This is a genomic window from Methanohalophilus euhalobius, assembly GCF_900215215.1.
Taxonomy (GTDB): domain Archaea; phylum Halobacteriota; class Methanosarcinia; order Methanosarcinales; family Methanosarcinaceae; genus Methanohalophilus; species Methanohalophilus euhalobius.
In genome coordinates this window covers 51,690-69,313 of the sequence record NZ_OBDR01000004.1, presented here as the reverse complement: position 1 = coordinate 69,313, position 17,624 = coordinate 51,690, and the positions used below count along the sequence as shown (strand labels likewise).

Genomic DNA, 17,624 nt, shown 5'->3' with positions numbered 1-17,624 from the left:
CCGGGGATTGTGATTTTGAGCAAGAGAAAAGTCATCCTTGACAACGCAAAAAAAGTTGTTATCAAAATAGGAACAACTTCAATAAGTAATGATTGTGGAGGATTGAATGAAGAATTCATGAAACATGTAGCCTCACAGATTGCATACCTCCACAGTCTGGGAAAAGAAGTCATTCTTGTCAGCTCTGGCTCCATAGGAGTGGGGATTGACCTGATGCAACTTGGCTGTAAGCCACGGGAAATTCCGGTCCGACAGGCAGCAGCAGCTGTTGGTCAAAATATTTTGATGCAAAAATGGATGGAGGCTTTTAGTACTTACGATCTCAATGTTGCTCAGATTCTTTTGACCTATGACTCCTTTACCAGCAGGTTAACCTATCTCAACCTTAGAAACAGCATATCCACATTACTGGAATATGGGGTAATCCCGATTATCAATGAGAATGACAGTACCTGCGTGCACGAGATAGAAGCTACCCTTGGAGATAATGACAGGCTTTCGGCAATGGTTGCCAGCAAAATGGAAGCCGATCTGCTGATACTCCTATCGGATATTGATGGTTTATATGATAAAAATCCTAAAAGGCACAGGGATGCTGTATTACTGAAAACTGTGTCTGAGATTACACCAACTATAGAAAGTTATGGAGGGAGCCCTTCAAGTACAAAAGGGACCGGTGGCATGAGGACAAAGATAGATGCTGCCAAAATATGCAATATGGCAGGCTGCCATATGGTAATTGCAAACAGCTCTATCCAAAATGCAATCCTCAAAATAATGGAGGGTGAAGAAATCGGCACCCTGTTTTTAGCTGAAGGAGAAGTCCATAAGAACCGCATTCGATGGATTTTACTTGCTCATTCCTCAGGCACAATCGTGGTAGATGAAGGAGCCAGAGATGCGGTAAGAAACCGCATGAGTCTCCTGCCTTCGGGTGTAATTGGTTTAAAGGGTGATTTTGATCGCGGAGATATAGTAAAACTCGAGTGCAACGGGCAGGTATTCGGGAAAGGAATTACGGATTACACCTCAGATGAATTGCAGAAAATAAAGGGGAAACATACCAATATGATAGCAGATATCCTGGGATACAAAAATTATGACAATGTTTTAAACAAAGATAACATAGGGCTTTTTAAAGAAGGATTTAATATATAAGTATTAATATATAGCGTGTTAATAGCATCCTCACCAATATAAGCAAGGGATTTACAAAGACCTCTTGCATCCATCAAAGGTTTCAGCGATTTGCTCGCTAAAGGCGAGTAAGGAGTAATTAACAACAAGCAAAAAGACGCCTTGTTTACAATAATCAGGAATTGTGATAGGCTACAGCAACATGTCAAAGCTCTTCTCTATGCCAGTGAGGACTGCAGTCAGAACGTAACATACAATTTTAAAGATCGTGTATAAAGTCCCTTCTCGACAAGGTCCTGATACCTTGGCTTTTGCCCACTATAAATAAAAAGCAAAGAACAGTTTCAATCCTGTTCTTCAAAATACCTTTTTGCAAGTAGCGATGTTCCCGCAAGAGTAACTCCTGCCAGGAATATACCTATTAAGAGGCTTTCTGCATTGAAATCCTGCCAGGAATGGACAGAAGCCCACATACCACTTCTCGTAACAAAAGTTGCAAAAATTACAAGTATAAATGAGAAAATAGCCATTGCTGGCGCCAAGAACCTGAACTGTCCCTGTCTGCCGTATATTGTATGCAGATAAGCTGTCGCGGTTATCCAGGGAATCAGCGAAGAGGTCTCAACCGGATCCCAGCTCCAGTACCATGCACCCCAGCCAAGAACCTCATAGGCCCAGAAACCACCCAGACCTATCCCTGCAGTCAGGAATAACCAGGAAATCCGCATCCAGTTATTGGCGATTTTGCGCCAGCTGCTGTCATTAAGGAGCAGACCCGCAATAGCAGATGTAAAAGGAATAGTAAAAGCTGCATAACCCAAAAAAAGGATGGGAGGATGGATAGCCATCCAGGGATTGCGAAGCAGCGGATTCATGCCCTGTCCATCTGTTAGGTGATAGGGATGGATAAACGGATTCCAGTTGCTTACCATAATGGAGCCGGCTTTTGAGTAATATACTGCAAACGGATTGTCAAGTACAAGCAGCATGAGGAATACCGAAAGAATACCCAGGGACAGTATCCTTGTGACCGTGAATACGTTTCCTGTAGAAAAGCGGGAGGCATACCTGAGGACCAAAAGCATAACCGAAATGGCCCAGGCCCACAACAAAAGTGAACCTTCCTGACCTGCCCAGAAAGCTGAAAGACGATAGTACGTGGAAAGATCAAGACTGGAATGAGTATAAACATACTCAAAGAACGCGGCAACATCATAAAGATAGTACATCAGCATGACAGAGGCAACTGTGACCAAAACAGCACAGGTAATTTCAAGTCTTGATGAAAGTATCCGGTACTTCTCATCTTCCCTGCGAAAACCCAGGTATGAATAGACCATAGCAAGCAAACCAAAAAGAAATGCCAACCATATAATAATCATACCAAAATTCATGTGACCACCTCATTTTCACTGTCTGGCAACACTGTACTTCCAAGAAGCAGTATGAACATACCCCCAAGCATTATGTAAATACCAGCCCAGAGAAAACTGATAAATGGAACTACCCGCACATACAGGTCAACTTCCCCTGATTTTTCATCGAGGGCCTTGGGGGCAATAAAAACTTCCTCCATAATTCCCCGATTGATGTATGTAGAAGTATATGTCTGCCTCCATTTTATATCGGTTATATACCGAACTATACCCCTGTCGAACTCATTCCCGTTTTTGGAAATTACAAGTCCAACATTCGTTGCATAAGATGAACCGGGATAATTGTCATAGGGAGTACCTTCAAAATTTGAAGCCATGCCCATCACACTTACAGAATAAGGGATTCCCTCAAATGATGTTTCCTCACCAATGCTAACTACAGCTGAATCTTCTACTTTCATTGCTGAACTGAAAATAGTACCGAATATCACCAGCAAAATCCCAATATGGATTACATGGGCACCTATTCCTTTGAGACGGGATTTGCCAGTGCGTTTTCTCATAACATGAACTAACCTGTACAGGGATGCAGCAAAAACCGCAAGCATGGGGATTATAGAAATGTCTACAAGCATATTCCCGGCAGGAGACAAAACTGCCATAAGTGCAGAAAATAAAATTATACTTCCAAGGAGGACACCAATATACCTGCCGGAAATATAGGTGACAAGCAGGCAGGCACATAGCAGGATTACAAGTAAACCGGCAATAGGACCTGTCCTGTTATTGAAATATGTTGCATCCATACCTATTTGCATATCACTAAATAGCTGAACCACAAGGGGTGTCAGCATTCCAATAGTTATCAAAGCTGCGAGTATCCCGAATGTTGTAACAGTTGCAAAAATCAGATTTTTTCTGGAAATGAGGTTTTGAGAGTTCATCTATACAAACCTGTCCTGTAAGAATTATATTAGCAAAAGGAAAGTTTTTCAGGTATAAAGGGATTTGCCTAGTTTAGTTCACGCTGTTAATTGTTTGAACTGATAGTGATTCCCTCAAAGGAATCATGTTCAGGGAATTGTTCAAATTCCACCGGTAATACAGGAAAAAACGGCAAACCCTTATATAAAAACGAAAGTAATTGAAGTCAAAAGGGGCTGATCAAGACGCTTGATACAATTATCCTCGCTGTGTGGTTAATGGTACCTGCCTACCTTCCGAGTCCTTTTGCAGCTCTTTTAGGAGGAGGAAGACCCATTGATGGCAAAAGGACCATGGTGGACGGAAGAAGAATACTTGGTGACGGAAAAACAATACGGGGATTTGTCGCAGGAAGTTTAATTGGAATCGTTGCGGGGATCCTACAAACGTGGATTGCCTTTACCCAAATCGAATTTATGGGGATTAGATTACCACCATTTGGGTTTACAATTCCGGATGTACTCATTACTATTGCTGCTCTTTCGATTGGTTCTCTTCTTGGTGATATGGCAATGAGTTTTGTTAAAAGAAGAATTAACCTGAAAAGAGGAGCTCCTTTGCCGGTTGCAGATCAGCTTGATTTTGTAGCAGGTGCGTGGATATTGACCTACCTGGTATCCCCACAGTGGTTTGTTGCAAATTTCACCCTGAATATCATTATAGTGTTACTGATACTAACACCCCTTTTACACATAGGTACCAATATAATAGGTTACATACTTGGAATCAAGAAAGAACCCTGGTAACCTCAGGAGATCTATGCCATGCAGGAAAACAATGAGAAAAATGAACTCATAGAGGCTCTCAAGAAATGTGAAGCCGTCAAGTTCGGCCAGTTTACCCTTGCCTCGGGAAAAACCAGCAAATATTACGTTGATATAAAAAAGGCAATTTCAGATCCTGTAACCCTCAAAAAAATCTCTGACGTTGCCTCGGATAGGATTGACCTTTCTAAAACAACCCGTATTGGAGGAGTGGCCCTTGGAGGAGTTCCTCTTGCAACGGCTGTCTCCCTGAAAACAGAGATTCCCCTTTTACTCGTACGCAAGGATGCAAAGGCCTATGGAACCAGGGGAAGATTTGTAGGTGATCTGGAAAAAGGAGATAAAGTCATACTGATAGAAGACGTTACCACAAGTGGCGGATCTGTTCTTGAAGCGATCAATCTTCTCAGGGACTTCGGTGCCAGTGTCGATGAAGTGATTACCGTTGTTGACAGGGAAGAAGGAGCAGAAGCAAATTTGTGGAATGAAAATGTGACATTGAATCCGCTTGTGAAAGCATCCGATCTGCTCAAAGAAGAATAAGCAGCAAAAGCGGAAAGTATTTATCTAATTATCCGGAATGCTCTATTCTAATAATAATTGTTTACAACACAAATTTGCATAATATAAATGAATAATTAGCAACGTGTTTTATAGGATTTTTAATCAGAGAGGTCTACAGATGAATGTTTTGCTTATCGGTGGAGGCGGCAGGGAACATGCCATTGCTGAAGCCATCTCCAGAAGTAAGAGAGAGCCGCAACTGTATGCAATAATGAGCAAAAAAAATCCCGGTATAGCAAAGCTTTGCAGGGATTTCTTACTTGAAAAAGAAACAAATGTGGAAAAAGTGGTTGAATATGCCACTTCGCAAAAAATAGACATTGCATTCATAGGTCCGGAAGCACCTCTTGCAGCCGGCCTTGTAGATGCTCTTGAAAAAGTTAAAATACCTTCCGTGGGTCCGAAAAAGGATGTTGCCCAGATTGAATTCGATAAATCGTGGTCAAGGACTTTCATGAAGGAAGAAAATATCGAGGGATGTCCTGCTTTTAAAGTCTTCAATGATGAAAATGGATTGAAAGAATATATCGAGGAACTTGGGGATGTCGCCATAAAACCCGCCGGGCTTACCGGAGGAAAAGGCGTCAAGGTTATAGGTGATCAACTGCCGGATACTACAGATGCCTATGAATATGCACTTGGCATCCTCGAAAAAGATAGTGTGATTGTTGAGGAGAAACTGAAAGGAGAGGAATTCACCCTGCAGGCATTTGTGGATGGAAGCACTCTTGCCTTTACTCCCTGCGTACAGGACCATAAGAGAGCTTTCGAAAATGACCTTGGACCAAACACCGGCGGGATGGGAGCCTATTCCGACACCGATGTAATCCTGCCTTTCATGATGGTAGATGATCTGGAAAAGGCCAAAGCCATAATGCAAAAGACCGTAGAAAAACTCTGTGAGGTTACAGGAATTCCATATCAGGGCATCCTTTACGGCCAGTTCATTCTTACCAGTAAAGGACCAAAGGTTATAGAATTCAATGCGCGTTTCGGAGACCCCGAAGCTATGAACATAATGCCTCTGCTTGAGACCGATATACTTGATGTCATGGAAGCTATTGTGGAAGGGCGGCTGGAAGATCTCGATGTGGTGTTCAGCAAGAAGGCAACTGTGTGTAAGTACGTTGTCCCTGCAGGGTATCCGGATAACCCGGATTCAGATAAAGAAATAGTTTTCGGGGATATGGGCGATGCAATTTTGTTCTATTCCAGCGTAGATGAAAAGGATGGGAAAATCTATACCAGCACATCTCGCGCCGCAGCAGTTGTCGGTATCGCTGATTCCATAAGCAAGGCTGAAAGAATAGCACAGGATGCACTTGAGAATATCATCGGCGATTTGCATTCACGCCGGGATATCGGTACCCGGGCTCTTGTACGAAAGAAAGTCACACATATGAATAAAATAAGAGAGCAAAAACAGAGCTGATATAATGAAACATGTCCTGTCAATGACGGACCTTTCCAAAGAAGATATACTGGATATATTGGAGACAGGAGAGGATCTGAAAGAAAAGAGAATTAAGGGCAAGGTCACTGATCTACTGAAAAACAAAAGCCTTGCGATGATCTTTGAAAAATCATCTACCAGAACCCGGGTTTCCTTTGAGGTGGCCATGAGTGATATGGGCGGCCATTCCCTGTATCTTAACCAGAGGGACATGCAGATAGGAAGAGGAGAAACGGTTGCAGACACCGCAAAGGTCCTTTCCGGGTATGTAGCAGCTATTACTGCCAGGGTGAACAGCCACTCAACCGTGGAAGAACTCGCAGAACATGCTACTGTGCCTGTGATCAATGCCCTCTCCGATAAGGAACACCCCTGCCAGATCCTGGCAGACCTGTTGACAATCAAGGAGTACAAAAGCACACTGGAAGGCCGGAAACTTACCTGGGTAGGCGATGGCAACAATGTGTGCAATTCAATGATACTGGGTTGTGCCATGGTAGGAATGGAGATTGCTGTGGCCTGTCCTGATGGTTATGAACCGGACGATGATATCGTAAGTATGGCACGTGAAATGGGGGGTAAGGTTGAGATCCTCAGGGATCCGATAGAGGCTTCTACTGATGCTGACGTTCTCTATACCGATGTCTGGATATCCATGGGAGACGAAGGGGAAAGGGATAAAAGGCTGAGTGACCTGGCGGATTACCAGATTAACAGTAATTTGCTTGATGTCGCAAAGAATGATGTGATCGTCATGCATTGCCTACCGGCCCACAGGGGAGAGGAGATATCGGCCGAAGTTATGGACGGTACCCATTCCGTAGTTTTCGATCAGGCAGAAAACCGGTTGCATGCACAGAAAGCCCTGATATTGAAACTTATCGGATGAGAAGTAACTCATCCGTTTGTTCCTTTTTCATTTTAGTGATCCTTTATATTTTTTAATGCCATGCTCAGAGTCACCCCTCGTTGGAAAAACCAGGCAAAAGAGGCTATATAGAAGCCATGCGTTCTGTTGATAGGGGAGAAATGCAAATTCTAACCCTTGCCGGGGGTTAAAACTTCCGGCTTACAACCTCCAAAAACAGACTCCTATATTTAGATGTCAGGGTGAAATATCCCTGACTACTATTCATCCAAGACCAAAACCCTTAAGAATCAAAAGCCCTATCTATAGCCAGAAATCGTGTGCGAGGGTTGCCCAGCCAGGCCAAAGGCGATAGGTTCAGGGCCTATTCTCGTAGGAGTTCGAGGGTTCGAATCCCTTCCCTCGCACCAAATCCTAATTTTTAACGTACTGCCTCCGTGCCATCAACGTGGTGTTTAGACAGTTTCGTACAGTCGTTCTTGCATTTGGTTGATGTCATTGGGGTTCAGGCCAAATGTATCCTTGAGGATCCTTTCAACTCCCATAGTAGTTATTATACCATTGGAATTAAGCATTTCTGCCCGGATGGCCTCCGTGAAATCCTCCACGGTAACAGAATCCGTCACAAGGATTTTAAAGATCTCCAAGGAACCACGGTACTCTTTCACCTTGACACCGAGATTGTGATAACTTTACTTACACCTGTGCGTTCAGCGATGGATTTTACCTGTACTCTTTCACCTTGACACCGAGATTGTGATAACTTTCTTTCTTGCAGTGGGGGCATGTGGTGAGTGTGTAAATATCAATTCCTCCGATTTTCAGATTTTACCTCTATGTATGTCCAACATGTAGGCACAGAAACCGCGGATATGGGAAGTTTCGCCAAACTTTTCCAAATGCTCAAGGAACTCAACACCTACCTTTTGCACTAGATCTCTGGATGCAACACGGTGTTCAGGGGGTATATCTTTAGATGTCATACTATTGACCTCAGTTTCTTTGGTAGATCTCTCATTCTGTACTTGCTCAAATAAACCGTTTCACTTTCATACTTTTGTGGGTTGGCCTTCTGGTATATCCTGTGGAGTTCTTCCAGGGAAACATCCTGCTTGAACATGTGGTCATGGTTACATTTCCACACAAGGCCTATACCGTCTTCAGTAGTCCGGACGCTGTGGCAGTCGCACAGATCGCCACACATGCGGCATTCACGGCTTCCTTTCTTTTCAGTGTGGTCTATCAAGCCCACCAGCCATTCATCGAATGGTTGCTTAACGGTCCTCACAAAGACCGTGCCTTTACATCCTTTTCTTGTGTTTGCCATAATATTCCTCTTTGTTTACTGATTACAGTATACAGTATATAGTAATCACTATATATAGTTTGCTGTTTGTGGTATACAGCATTAATTATAAATGCAATCGAACCATATTCTCCCCGGTGATTCATTTATGAAAGAACAACCAAGAACCGAAAACAGAGCCCGCTTTGCAGTACAGTACACAGATGAGGATTTTACCGAAGCTGTTGAAGAAGCACTTGAAAAAGCAACTGTTTCTGCTTCAGATGTTGCGGAAATTGTGGGATGTAATCCCAGGTACGCCAAGGACAGGCTGTTGAAACTTGCAGAAGAGGGCAAACTCGAGGCAGAAATGAAAGGTAAGGGCTGGGGCTTCAGGTTGGCCAGGGATTGAAGACGAAACAGATATGTACAGGTCTAACGGTTAACAGATGTACCTGGTCCTGTGAGGTAGACTATTGAACATAAGACAATTCCACGAAAGCCTGCAGACAATAGATATCGATAATATAACGTTTAGCAAGCATTTCGTGAAAAGAACCAAAGAGCGAGGATTAGACCATCTCACCGATCTGGCCACTTCACATAACATGATATCCACAGAAGATCCTGCAGGGATTGTGGACCAGGAAAATAACAAATTTCAAGTACTTTACAGGCATAACGATAAATACGACGTGGTTATTATCATTGCAGTAAGAAGCACCAACCCCTTCAAGGTTTCATTGGTGACATGTTTTCCACGGGAAGTTGAAAGGAGGATCAAGTAAATGAGCGGCGATGTAGTTCATTATGAACATAGTCATTTTGATTACGATTGGCTAAATGACAGCATGTACATTTATCCCCGGGACCGTAAATACAGATCCTCATTGATGTTAGATGATATCATCCTTGACGTGGACGAAAATAACAAGTTTGTCGGGATTGAAATACTTGATGCATCCAGGAAATTCAATATCAGTAAATATGAGATGCGTGAACCTGTGGAACTGAATGTTAATTTTGAAGTAGAAGACGGTAAACTTACTCTCAACCTTAAAATGACTTTTGTAAAAAGGAATCATCCCGTTGCAAAGACTGTTTCCGTTACAGGTAACAACGAGATGAATTTGTCCCCAGGGTCAACCACCCTGGCACTGGCATAAATATCATTCACCGGTATCCAGCAGATGTCGGCTTTTTCCTACCCGTTCATCTCCCGGATGCACCGGCTCCACATGTGCCACTTTCTTTTTCTTATCTTTGTCTTCAATTTCTTGCTCTTGCTTATTCTCTTTTTCCACCATAATAGACCACCTATACATAATTAATACTGATTGAAGATAGTAGAGGCTGAGAATTCATCCCCTAAAATCAGATGATGATACCGCTATATCTACATTCCTCTTGCGCGGCCCATCCAGTTCCACAAAAAAGATACTCTGCCATGTACCAAGTTCAATGTTTCCTTTCCTCACAGGCATCGTTTCGCTGTTTCCCAGGAGAACTGCTCTTAAGTGGGCATCTGCATTGTTATCTACACGATCATGATAGTAGTCTGCATTTGAAGGAACCAGTTTTTCCAGCAATTCCATAATATCAGAAACCAGGCCCGACTCGTGTTCATTGACGATGATCGCACACGTTGTGTGGGAAGTACTAATCGTACACATTCCTTCATCGATATTACTGCTTCTCACTACACCGGACACCTTATCGGTAATATCCACAATTTCAACACGCTTGCTGGTGGACAATTGCATATAATCCTCCATTATCAACTCACAAATCATCACTGAATGCTTTTTCGACTACTCCTGTTGCTATATTTTCAGCTAGATGGCGTCTATAGTAGGGATAGGTTACAAGACCCTTTGTAGTATCATTAAAGGTGAGTTGCCCATGTCGCAATAGCTGATAACCATCCATAGAAGAAAAGACAACCGGCTTATCATAATCATCAATCAGCATATCCAGGTATTCCATGTTGCCTGTGCGGGAATAAACAAATTCCACATCCATAGTTGCAGTTGAGTAAAACGGATTGTAGAAAATATCTGGTTTATTAACAACAACAGCAAGTGCAGTACTGTCATAAATAACCGGTTGCATTGAAACTGTTTCCACTTCAAATCCTTTTTCTTCAAGAAGGTCTGCAATCTCATCTTCAAGAATTACAGAAAATCCATTCTTGCCATTTAAATCAAGGTAAACAACACCTGTCGGAGCCGGATCGGATGAATCGGGCTGGGAGAATGAATAGCCACTTATCTTTTGATCGACTCCTGTATTTGAAGTAGAAGCGCTTGCATCCACAAATGCCAGAAATAGCGCAAATATTACAAAAACGACAAATGAAACTATCAGAATACGACTATTTATTAGGTTCATAATTGATCACAAGGTCCCCTACCCATCTCTCACATCAAAATGAACAGTTGCAAATATATAAATTTTATCTGACAAAGTATCATTTGCGTGCAAGGGAATAATCTGCCATTATTTCCAGATATTCCTGATCATATTCAAGAAGTACAGATTGGAACATTGCAATATGAAGTTTTTCTTCCCTGGCAATATCCAGAAGCACCGTACGTAGATTATCATCATTTGTCAGGCCAGCCATCTGTTCATAGATATTGACCGCATCGAATTCTGCGATTATAGCTGCCCTTAATACCTCTTTATCTATATCTTCTGAATCTAGTTCTTCAAGTATTGCAGGAATTTCCGATAACAACTTTCAACCCCCATGAAAGAGAAGTGCTCATTTTATAAATAATACAAGGAAACACAGGAAACAGCAAAATGGAAGCAGGAAAATGAAAAAATGACACCCCCCTTATAGGGGTGTATCAAATCTTAGTTCTGCTTGATGTATTCTATCATCCGGGGTGTCAAAAGCGGTGCAATCTGTGGGAGCATGTTGGGCATCAGATTCTCCATCGCTTTTGGCATCAGGTCCGGGAGCTGTTCTTCCATGTAATCGGGCATCTGGACATGACGGGTAACTGCTTCAAGCATATCCGGCATGACCTTCGGCATCAGGGAAGGCAGAAGCATCGGCATCATTTTGGGCATCATCGGTGCCATTAGTTTATCCATACCCGGTACATACTTGACCGTTTTCATCATTCCCCTCATATACGAAGGCATGGCCTCCATCATCTGTGGCATCAATTCCATCATCAGATTGGTCATGTTCTCAGGTTTCATAAGATAGATCATCTGCTCAAAGGCAGCCCAACCCACCAGAGCATCATTTGTAGTATCAGCAATATCATACCCCATACTACGGGCCACGGTTGCACCCAGGTCCTGCACATCCACAGGGATATTGCTCTTCTGTGCAGACACACGCAGCTGCACCTGACAACATGGGCAGGCGGCAAGCATAATATCCGCACCCACGGCTTCGGCTTCTTTCAGCCGCACACCACCAATTATATTGGCAACGTCAGGCTCGCTCACCAGGGTCAATACTGAACCACAGCAATGTCCGTTTTCCCTGTTGTGCTCCATCTCACGGAAGTCAACACCGGGAATGGCTTTTGCAAGCTTTCTGGGTGGCTCATAGATACCTCCGGCACGCCCCATGTGACAGGCATCATGGATAGTAACGGTCTTTTCAAGTGGAACCTTGAGTTTGGGTTCAAGTACATCCATCCTTTCAGCAAGTACTTCGGAATAGTGCTTGACTTCAAAATCATAATCAATTCCCAGTTTTTCGGCCCACTGGCGGTAATAGGTATGCCACACGAACCAGCATGCTGGACAGGAAGTAATTACAGTTTTTACACCTTTTTTCTTCATATTGCCCACATTCATTTTCATGATGTTTTCGAAAACATCCCACTTCCCGGCTGCAAGCATCGGAATACCACAGCAGGATTCTTCCTTGCCCAGAATAGTATAATCAATTCCGGCATCCGAAAGCATGCGAGCAGAAGCTTCTGCGATATCTTTTTCCACAAAAGAAGCCGTACAGCCAGCAAAATAGGCATAATCTGCCTTTTCCTTGATTTTGGGTTTGAGGTCCTCAGGAACCCACTCATCCCTGCCCTGACGGTATTCCGCCCAGATATTGCGTTCCTTGTTCAGACTCTGAGCCATGATCTCAAATGGCGGGAAGGTCATCTTACCACGCTGCTGAACAAGATTTTCCCTCAGGCGCAACCATGAATTCTCAATGGGAAGATCCAGCTGGCACCGTACATCACACAATTCACAGGTAGTACATGCAAGGAAAGTATCTGTCTGTTCCTGATTAATCTCATCCCTTCCGGCCAGGTATTCCTTGATAAAGAACCATTTACCCCTGGGGGATTGAGATTCCCATCCACGCCCGTAATACTGATCACATTCGTTTACACAATAGCCGCACTGTGCACAGGTATAAGCGTGGGAAATTATGTCACCAGGAATGTTTTTCTGATCTTTGAAATCAGTCTTATCCACTCCTGACATGTTACCCACAAAGCGCATCAGAGGTTCCATTTTACCTGCCATTGAAATAGCAGAAGTGAATAATCCCCTGCCGGTAAATGTCTCAGGATTCATGATATCTGAGGGGTCAAGCTCCTTTTTGATATCCATCAATTGTTTGAGCATCTCACCGTAAACTTTTTCAGCCTGACCCGCAAAATAGAGACCCGAAGCATACATCCTGCCTCCGTTATCTTCAGCGATCCTGATGATACTGAGAGCCAGGGTGAATGCCATATTGAACTTGAAAGACCTCTCCGAATGAGGAATGAAACAGAGGAGTACGACTTCGCCATCCCGCGAAACCGTCCCTTCGATCAATACAGGCAGCGAAATTTTTTCGTTAATCTCATCGATCACCTTACTGACCTTTTCCTGAGGCACTACTATCTCTGCCGGAATAAAAGAAGGTCCAAGCCTTTTAACTTTCATCGTCCTGAACCATTCACCTGTTTCATGTTTTGATATTTGCTCAGGAAGAATGGAACCACCGGCTTCTTTGATGGTATCTTCAAGACCAGATACATCCCTGTTATCCGGATAGAAAAAGTTGCATATATAGGCTTCAGGTAAATCGACATCATCCAGCACAATGGGTTCACCATGGTGCAATTTTTGAGGAGCACGATTTTTCATGTCAGCAAAACCCGGATTAATAAATGATATGGACCAGAGCGCAATGTTGCGCTCATCAATCAACTGCAGAGCCTTTTGTAGAGCATCAGGATTCTCAAAACTTGCAGAAAATGCTTTTGTTTGTCTGTGTGGTCGTATCTTGAGGGTGACCTGTGTAATAATACCAAGCACACCCAAATTGCCTGCAATCTTTTGCAGATCATTTCCTTCGAACTCACGCACCTTACCCTCGGGAGTTACCAGTCGTGCGGAAAGCATTGTTTCCTGTGACCAGCCGTACTCATAACTTCCATAACCCAGACCGTTCTGCCCAAGCCAGCCGCCAACGGTTGCTGCCGGTGCACTTGAAGGCAGGGCACAGACAGAAAGATCAACATGATTCAGTTTGGATTCCAGTTTTTCCCAGACGATTCCCGCCCCGACTGTTGCTGTCAGTTTTTCACTGTCAATATCATAAATCTGGTTTAACCTGCCGACATCAGCAATGATTCCTCCCTTTGTAGGAATCACACCCCCATAACCGGATGTAGCTCCAGCCCTGGGAACTACAGGTACTGAATAGCGGGAAGCAAAATCCATCAAATTGACAACATCATCCTCATCCCTAAGTTTAACAATCGCAGCAGGTTTTGCTTTTCCAAGGAGTCTCTTTGCCATGGAAGGCAAAGCTCCTACATCATGGTTATAGAAATGACGTTCCCTGCGACTTAAATTGACCCTTTCCCCGAAAAGATCGGAAAGTTCCTTTTTCTGCTGTTCTGAAAACTCAAAGATTTGTTGTGACATAAATACCCTCCATTGATAATTATGAACTATATACTATATAAAGTAAACATGGTATATAATGGTTGTGGGTACACCATACAAAACCTGTGTTTCGTTTCTTGTTCTGTAGCATTAAAAAATACAAAAAATACTCATGAATAATACGCAACAAATATTTATAGAATTAACTGCTACGAAAATGAATAATAATAGCACTTAATATGAGATTATGAACAATTATTAATTACTACAAATTTGAAGATGATTGTATGCATAGAACAAAAATATTACTCACACTGGCAATATTAGGAATTATTCTAGTATCCTGTGGATGCATGGATTCTTCTGAACCACAAAATAAAGGAAATGAAGGGAATAATGAAACGCTCACCATAACAGATTCTTATGGAAGACAAGTAGTGATAAACGATAACATCGAGCATACTATTTGTGTGGGACCGGGCGCATTACGATACCTGTGTTATCTTGGAGAACAGGACACAGTTGTCGGAGTGGAGGACATTGAACAATGGGAGGAATCCATCGATTCTCCTGAAAGACCATACAGGATCGCAAACCCCCAGTTCGCAGATTCTGAAAAATATCCCTATATTGGCGCATTCAGGGGAAAATATGATGCAGAATCCATTCTGACTCTTAACCCGGCTCCTGATGTTATATTCTATACATATTCCAATGCTGAGGATGCAGAAAAATTATCTTCTGATGTCGGAATCCCGGTAGTTGGTCTGAATTATGGCAATACAGGAGATGAAAACATGAAACAATCCCTCCAGATTATGGGCCATGTAATGGACAGGGAACAAAGAGCCAACGAAGTAATAACTTTCTTTGAAGAAGAAATTGCAGAACTCAATGAGAGAACTAAGGATAAAGAAACTCCCACTGCATATATAGCAGGAATTAGTTACCGAGGCTCACACGGTATTCTTTCCACACAGCCGGATTATCCCCCTTTTGAATATGTTAATGTCAACAATGTTGCTTCCGGCGTTTCAAAAACCGGAGATTGGGAAGGCTATCAGGTAGGAGATGATGCCCTTTTTAATTGGGATTCCAATCCGGGTATCGATTACATTTTCGTTGATCTGGGTACCTATGATTTTTCGGAGAATGGGAACACCCATACCAACGAAAAGTACGGTATTGGTTCTTTTGCAACTGGCGGGGTTTATTCTGAACTGGAGGCGGCGAAAAATGATAAAATTTATGGAGTCATGCCTTACAACTGGTACACAACAAACCATGGAAATGTACTTGCAGATGCATGGTATGTAGGAAAAGTTGTCTATCCTTCAGAATTCCAGGACGTAAATCCACAGGAAAAAGCAAATGAGATATATTCATTCCTCTATGCCGAATCGCCTGTAAATGAGGATATCTACGAAACTATGACCGACAATTTCGGCCATGAGTTTGGACAGATTTCATTTGAATAATACTATCAGGGGATTACATGGAATATTACTGCAAAAAAGATGAGGATGAAGTGGGGACACTTCCTGAAAAATACCGAAGTTACATTGACAGGAAGACCTCTTTTATTCTCCTTTCAGTATTGTTGACCGGAGGAATATTCCTGTATTCTCTTTCAGTGGGGAATGCCGACCTTACAATCTTTGAAATAACCCGAACGATACTTGGAATGCCAGCTGAATTAACACATTCCAAATCAATTATCTGGAACTTGAGAATACCACGGGCTGTTGCTGCAATAATTGCAGGTGTCGCCCTTTCGATATCAGGGGTTGTATTGCAGTCCATCCTGCGCAATCCTCTCGGATCACCCTACACACTGGGAATCTCCCATGCAGCCGCTTTTGGAGCCACTCTTTCAATCCTGGCAGGTACACGCAACTGGCTGCCGATGCTCGATTTGCCTTACATGACAACGCTTTCCGCTTTTGCATTTTCCCTGATATCAACTTTAACGATTCTGGCCATTGCAAAATACAAAAATGCAACCCCGGAAGTGCTCATACTTGTTGGAGTGGCATTGAGTTCGTTGCTTACGGCTGCAACAATGCTGTTACAGTTTTTTGCAGATGACTCAGAACTACCGGAAATAGTGTTCTGGACCTTCGGAAATCTTGGAAGAGCTTACTGGGAAAGTATCTACATAATGGGATTTATCACACTGCTAGCTTCAGCCTATTTCTTCTATAATCGCTGGAACTATAATGCGATTGATGCAGGAGATGAGGTCGCCAGGGGACTGGGAGTGAATGTTGACAGAGTGCGCCTGACAGGAATGCTGGTGGCATCACTGGCAACTGCAGCAGCTGTGTCTTTTCTTGGAATAATAGGATTTGTCGGGCTGGTGTGCCCGCATATCGCCCGCCGGTTTGTAGGAGATGACCAGCGCTTCCTGATACCTTCTGCCTGTATTGTAGGCGCGGTTCTTCTGCTTGCTTCTGACGTTGCAGCACGCCTGATAATTGCACCCTATGTACTCCCTGTAGGAATAATTACTGCATTCATGGGGGCACCTTTGTTCCTGTATCTGCTTATCCGGGGGTATAGCCACTAATGCTAAAAATAAGAGAACTTCAGTTTGACTATAAAAAAAGAGAAGTACTCAAGGAAATTGAATTTGACCTCAACCCCGGAGAAGTACTGACAATTCTGGGACCTAATGGTGTAGGGAAAACCACATTGCTTCGCTGTATCAACACAATTCTTACTCCAAAATCCGGAAGTATAATTGTAGAAGGGGAAAATGTTCTGGAACTTCCCCGAATAGAAATCGCAAAAAGGCTCGGCTATGTTCCCCAGAATACAGAACCCAGTCGTCTGACAGCATTTGATGCGATATTACTGGGGAGGAAACCTCACATCGAATGGGGTATGAAAGAAAAAGACATGAAAATTACCCGTCAGGTAATATCGGACATGGGGATGGAAGAGCTTGCATTGCGCTACATTGATGAGATGAGCGGCGGTGAATTGCAAAAAGTAAGCCTTGCCCGTGCATTGGTGCAACAGCCCCGAATACTCCTGCTGGATGAACCCACAAGCAGCCTGGACCTGAAAAACCAGCTGGGTATCCTGAATACTGTTGTAGAGGTTGCCAGGAAAGAACACGTTTCAGCAGTAATAACCATGCATGATATTAATCTGGCAATTCGATATTCCGATCGTTATGTCCTTATTAAAGATGGGGAAGTGTTTGCACACGGCAAGGAAGAAGTAATCACACCTGAAAATATCGAAGCTGTTTATGGGGTAAAAGTGACCATTGGTGAGGTGAGCGGCTATAAGATGGTAGTTCCTGTGGAGTGATAGG

General features: G+C 43.1%; 21 protein-coding genes and 1 tRNA gene. 12 read left to right on the top strand and 10 right to left on the bottom strand.

The window, feature by feature from the left end; translation table 11 throughout:
• Window positions 1-15 precede the first annotated feature (15 nt).
• Entirely contained in the window at window positions 16-1,158 is a 1,143-nt protein-coding gene (gene proB / locus CP947_RS05450; protein WP_096712226.1) for a glutamate 5-kinase, read from the top strand.
• A gap of 323 nt (window positions 1,159-1,481) precedes the next feature.
• On the opposite strand, the gene ccsA is transcribed toward proB, so the two are convergent.
• Together ccsA and CP947_RS05440 are read right to left on the bottom strand one after the other, a co-directional pair.
• Entirely contained in the window at window positions 1,482-2,531 is a 1,050-nt protein-coding gene (gene ccsA, locus CP947_RS05445; protein ID WP_096712225.1) for a cytochrome c biogenesis protein CcsA, read from the bottom strand.
• Window positions 2,528-3,457: a cytochrome c-type biogenesis CcmF C-terminal domain-containing protein gene (locus CP947_RS05440; RefSeq protein ID WP_096712224.1), complete on the bottom strand. Its 930-nt coding sequence runs from the start codon at window positions 3,455-3,457 to the stop codon at window positions 2,528-2,530. Before CP947_RS05440 ends, ccsA begins: the two co-directional genes overlap by 4 nt.
• A gap of 237 nt (window positions 3,458-3,694) precedes the next feature.
• On the opposite strand from CP947_RS05440, the gene CP947_RS05435 reads away from it, so the two are divergent.
• The 5 genes from CP947_RS05435 (at window position 3,695) to CP947_RS05415 (ending at window position 7,556) form a co-directional block, all read left to right on the top strand.
• Window positions 3,695-4,243 (top strand): CDP-2,3-bis-(O-geranylgeranyl)-sn-glycerol synthase, encoded by a 549-nt coding sequence (locus CP947_RS05435; protein WP_277749686.1) that lies wholly within the window; start codon window positions 3,695-3,697, stop codon window positions 4,241-4,243.
• 18 nt (window positions 4,244-4,261) lie between these two features.
• A complete protein-coding gene (gene pyrE, locus CP947_RS05430; RefSeq protein ID WP_096712222.1) occupies window positions 4,262-4,804 on the top strand; it encodes an orotate phosphoribosyltransferase in 543 nt (180 codons plus the stop codon).
• A gap of 139 nt (window positions 4,805-4,943) precedes the next feature.
• Window positions 4,944-6,257 carry a phosphoribosylamine--glycine ligase gene (purD, locus tag CP947_RS05425; RefSeq protein WP_096712221.1) on the top strand — a complete coding sequence of 438 codons (1,314 nt, stop codon included), beginning with the start codon at window positions 4,944-4,946 and terminating at the stop codon, window positions 6,255-6,257.
• A gap of 1 nt (window position 6,258) precedes the next feature.
• Window positions 6,259-7,167 carry an ornithine carbamoyltransferase gene (argF, locus tag CP947_RS05420; RefSeq protein ID WP_096712220.1) on the top strand — a complete coding sequence of 303 codons (909 nt, stop codon included), beginning with the start codon at window positions 6,259-6,261 and terminating at the stop codon, window positions 7,165-7,167.
• Window positions 7,168-7,468: 301 nt separating this feature from the next.
• A tRNA-Leu gene (locus tag CP947_RS05415) sits at window positions 7,469-7,556 on the top strand.
• Window positions 7,557-7,601: 45 nt separating this feature from the next.
• Here CP947_RS05415 and CP947_RS05410 read toward each other — a convergent pair.
• The 3 genes from CP947_RS05410 to CP947_RS05405 form a co-directional block, all read right to left on the bottom strand.
• Entirely contained in the window at window positions 7,602-7,793 is a 192-nt protein-coding gene (locus tag CP947_RS05410) for a hypothetical protein (RefSeq protein ID WP_132130892.1), read from the bottom strand.
• A 174-nt stretch (window positions 7,794-7,967) separates the two neighbouring features.
• Window positions 7,968-8,129, bottom strand: a complete 162-nt coding sequence (locus CP947_RS10520; RefSeq protein WP_165868961.1) for a hypothetical protein — start codon at window positions 8,127-8,129, stop codon at window positions 7,968-7,970.
• On the bottom strand, window positions 8,126-8,473 hold the full coding sequence (locus CP947_RS05405; protein ID WP_096712218.1) for a hypothetical protein: 348 nt from the start codon (window positions 8,471-8,473) through the stop codon (window positions 8,126-8,128). Before CP947_RS05405 ends, CP947_RS10520 begins: the two co-directional genes overlap by 4 nt.
• Before the next feature lie 127 nt (window positions 8,474-8,600).
• Between CP947_RS05405 and CP947_RS05400 the strand changes: the two genes are divergently transcribed.
• From CP947_RS05400 to CP947_RS05390, 3 genes are all read left to right on the top strand, one after another.
• Window positions 8,601-8,843, top strand: a complete 243-nt coding sequence (locus CP947_RS05400) for a transcriptional regulator (protein WP_096712217.1) — start codon at window positions 8,601-8,603, stop codon at window positions 8,841-8,843.
• A 64-nt stretch (window positions 8,844-8,907) separates the two neighbouring features.
• Window positions 8,908-9,219 (top strand): hypothetical protein, encoded by a 312-nt coding sequence (locus CP947_RS05395; RefSeq protein WP_096712216.1) that lies wholly within the window; start codon window positions 8,908-8,910, stop codon window positions 9,217-9,219.
• The gene (locus tag CP947_RS05390; RefSeq protein ID WP_096712215.1) at window positions 9,220-9,597 is read left to right on the top strand and encodes a DUF2283 domain-containing protein; all 378 of its coding nucleotides are present in this window, start codon (window positions 9,220-9,222) and stop codon (window positions 9,595-9,597) included.
• A 3-nt stretch (window positions 9,598-9,600) separates the two neighbouring features.
• Here CP947_RS05390 and CP947_RS10515 read toward each other — a convergent pair whose 3' ends face one another.
• The 5 genes from CP947_RS10515 to CP947_RS05370 form a co-directional block, all read right to left on the bottom strand.
• Window positions 9,601-9,738 carry a hypothetical protein gene (locus CP947_RS10515; RefSeq protein WP_165868962.1) on the bottom strand — a complete coding sequence of 46 codons (138 nt, stop codon included), beginning with the start codon at window positions 9,736-9,738 and terminating at the stop codon, window positions 9,601-9,603.
• A 54-nt stretch (window positions 9,739-9,792) separates the two neighbouring features.
• Window positions 9,793-10,194: a secondary thiamine-phosphate synthase enzyme YjbQ gene (locus tag CP947_RS05385; protein WP_096712281.1), complete on the bottom strand. Its 402-nt coding sequence runs from the start codon at window positions 10,192-10,194 to the stop codon at window positions 9,793-9,795.
• 19 nt (window positions 10,195-10,213) lie between these two features.
• A complete protein-coding gene (locus CP947_RS05380; RefSeq protein WP_096712214.1) occupies window positions 10,214-10,822 on the bottom strand; it encodes a hypothetical protein in 609 nt (202 codons plus the stop codon).
• A gap of 79 nt (window positions 10,823-10,901) precedes the next feature.
• Window positions 10,902-11,171 carry a ferritin family protein gene (locus CP947_RS05375; protein ID WP_096712213.1) on the bottom strand — a complete coding sequence of 90 codons (270 nt, stop codon included), beginning with the start codon at window positions 11,169-11,171 and terminating at the stop codon, window positions 10,902-10,904.
• 122 nt (window positions 11,172-11,293) lie between these two features.
• The gene (locus CP947_RS05370) at window positions 11,294-14,338 is read right to left on the bottom strand and encodes an FAD-binding and (Fe-S)-binding domain-containing protein (RefSeq protein ID WP_096712212.1); all 3,045 of its coding nucleotides are present in this window, start codon (window positions 14,336-14,338) and stop codon (window positions 11,294-11,296) included.
• A 314-nt stretch (window positions 14,339-14,652) separates the two neighbouring features.
• On the opposite strand from CP947_RS05370, the gene CP947_RS05365 reads away from it, so the two are divergent.
• From CP947_RS05365 to CP947_RS05355, 3 genes are read left to right on the top strand one after another with little or no spacing between them, the layout of a single operon-like run.
• The gene (locus CP947_RS05365; RefSeq protein WP_165868963.1) at window positions 14,653-15,777 is read left to right on the top strand and encodes an ABC transporter substrate-binding protein; all 1,125 of its coding nucleotides are present in this window, start codon (window positions 14,653-14,655) and stop codon (window positions 15,775-15,777) included.
• 17 nt (window positions 15,778-15,794) lie between these two features.
• Window positions 15,795-16,868, top strand: coding sequence for a FecCD family ABC transporter permease (locus tag CP947_RS05360; RefSeq protein ID WP_096712210.1), 1,074 nt, complete (start codon window positions 15,795-15,797; stop codon window positions 16,866-16,868).
• Window positions 16,868-17,620 (top strand): ABC transporter ATP-binding protein, encoded by a 753-nt coding sequence (locus CP947_RS05355; RefSeq protein WP_096712209.1) that lies wholly within the window; start codon window positions 16,868-16,870, stop codon window positions 17,618-17,620. Before CP947_RS05360 ends, CP947_RS05355 begins: the two co-directional genes overlap by 1 nt.
• The last annotated feature ends 4 nt before the right edge of the window (window positions 17,621-17,624 follow it).